Origin of the sequence: Castellaniella sp. (genome assembly GCF_004321985.1) — a bacterium.
Taxonomy (GTDB): Bacteria; Pseudomonadota; Gammaproteobacteria; order Burkholderiales; family Burkholderiaceae_B; genus Castellaniella.
The window spans coordinates 1-1,909 of record NZ_SCQN01000069.1; the positions used below are offsets into that span (position 1 = coordinate 1).

Annotated in this window: 3 protein-coding genes; all 3 read left to right on the top strand. The window is 65.1% G+C overall.

Translation table 11 applies throughout. The annotated features are described in order from the left end of the window. Positions 1-592: hypothetical protein (locus EPN31_RS15945; RefSeq protein WP_291775570.1), on the top strand; the 592-nt coding region annotated here is incomplete at its 5' end. Positions 593-643: 51 nt separating this feature from the next. Then, positions 644-1,615: a conjugal transfer protein TraF gene (locus EPN31_RS15950; RefSeq protein WP_015447827.1), complete on the top strand. Its 972-nt coding sequence runs from the start codon at positions 644-646 to the stop codon at positions 1,613-1,615. A 21-nt stretch (positions 1,616-1,636) separates the two neighbouring features. Further along, the coding region (locus EPN31_RS15955) for a conjugal transfer protein TraH (protein WP_291775575.1) at positions 1,637-1,909 on the top strand (273 nt) is incomplete at its 3' end.

Sequence of the window (1,909 nt, forward strand, 5' to 3'; positions counted from 1 at the left end):
GGTGCGAGGTCACCCAGTCACGCGTGCGCACCTCAAAATGGCCGAGCCGGGGGCGGCACTCCCCGAGTACATGGCAGCCATGCCGCCGGCGCCGAGCGACCGCTTGCTCCGTCGGCCAGCGGCGGCCATACACGTTCCCTACGCCGCCTCGCTTTACGACATGCTCGATCGGGACTGGCGCCGGTCCGGAACGGTCGATGCGTACCATCTGCTGGAAGCGTGGAATCTGTTCGAACTCACACTTGTGGGAATCACGCCACCTGGCGCCATGCCCGCGAACCCGTCAGCCCTGCAGGGGCACACCGCGATGGACCTCCGCGATCTGTGGATCACGGTCCGCGCCATGATCGACAACATGATCTCGTTGTCCCAGTGTTCGTCGTGCGGGATGCCGCTGCTGACTATCGACGGTCCCGACAAGAGCAACTGGTCGCGCCTGCTGCGACCTTGTCTCTGTTGCGAGTGGGGAACAACGATCCTTCGTCGAGCGCGAAATGCCGGCGTCGTAGCGCCTATTACCCTCGCTACATCCACAACCCCATCACTGGTGCGCTTGGGCCTGGTCGGCGACATGCCGCTGACCGGGAGTTGAAAGGAGGATTGGCGGCCCATCGGTAGCGCATGGACCCACTACCTTGGGACTATGCGCTACCAATACCTCCTCATCGCGGCCATTCTTGCGCTTACCCCGATTGCGGCGCCGGCGCAGTCTCATTCACCAGCGCCGGAAGGGTGGCTGTGGTATCGCGAGCAGCCGGTTCAGAAGCCGGCCGAGCCGCAGGCTCCGAAGCCTGCAGCGACGGCGGCCGCGCCATCCGGTCCCGCCATGTGGTCGACCGCGTGGATCCGGGACACTCTGCCGAGGCTGATGGACCAGGCGGTTGAAAAGCCGACTCCCGAGAATGTTCGCGCCTACCTGGCGCTGCAGAAGGTCTCGGTCAATCGCGCCCAGGCCTACGCCCAGATGGCGATGATGGTCACCCAAGGAAACGCCGGCCTGGATGAGAACGCGCGGTTTCCGTCGGCCAGTGCCGCGGCACAGGAAGCGGTTTCGCGCGCACAAGGTGGCCTGATCGGCGGCATCCAGACGCTCGCCAAATCGGCGGGGCTGTTCTTTTTCTTCCGCAGCGACTGCCCTTACTGCCATCGCGACCTGAGCGTCCTTCGCACACTTGAACTCGTCACCGGCATGCATGTGACGGCGGTGAGCCTCGATGGGCAGGGCATCGACGATCAGCTGTTTCCGAACTTCCTCATCGACAACGGCCAGGGAGCGCGCCTCGGCGTCCGAGCAACCCCGGCGTTCTTCCTCGTGCGCCCGCCGAATCTCGACGATGTTGTTGAAATCGGGCAGGGATATTTGAGCCTGGACGAGCTGGAGACGCGAATCGTCGAGCAAGCCTATTACCGGCACTGGCTTGGCGCCGAAGACTTCCAGCGGTCCCGCATCGCCGCGCCGCTTCAGGCGCAATCAGGCAATGCGAGTGCGCCACCTGGGCTGGACGGCGACGACATCGCCGTGATCCAAGCCGCCGTCGCGACGCTCCCGCCAGATCATCGAACCGCGGAGGAGCGCGCTGCGTCCACCTCTGCGGGCCAGCCATCGGCCCAGTAACTACTCCCAGAGGCACGTGCCATGAAAAGGTGCATCACGTCGGTCTGCGGCCTGGCGCTCCTCGCCGGGATGTCCACCGCATCGTTCGCTCAACAGGGCGGACTGCAAGGTCAGATGGACCAGATGTTCGGCCAGATGAGTACGGCGGCACCGCCGCAGGTCATCAATGACGCGCGCCGTGGCGTTATCAGTGGTGGCTCATTGGAGATCCGCTCGCCGGTGGCACCCCCGGGGGCCACCGCCCTGAACTTCGCTCCTCCTGAAGTCAGCGCGGGCTGCGGCGGCATCTCTCTC

Excerpts from the sequence above, each read along its gene's own strand:
- EPN31_RS15950 (WP_015447827.1), top strand. The coding sequence starts at position 644 with ATGCGCTACCAATACCTCCTCATCGCGGCCATTCTTGCGCTTACCCCG.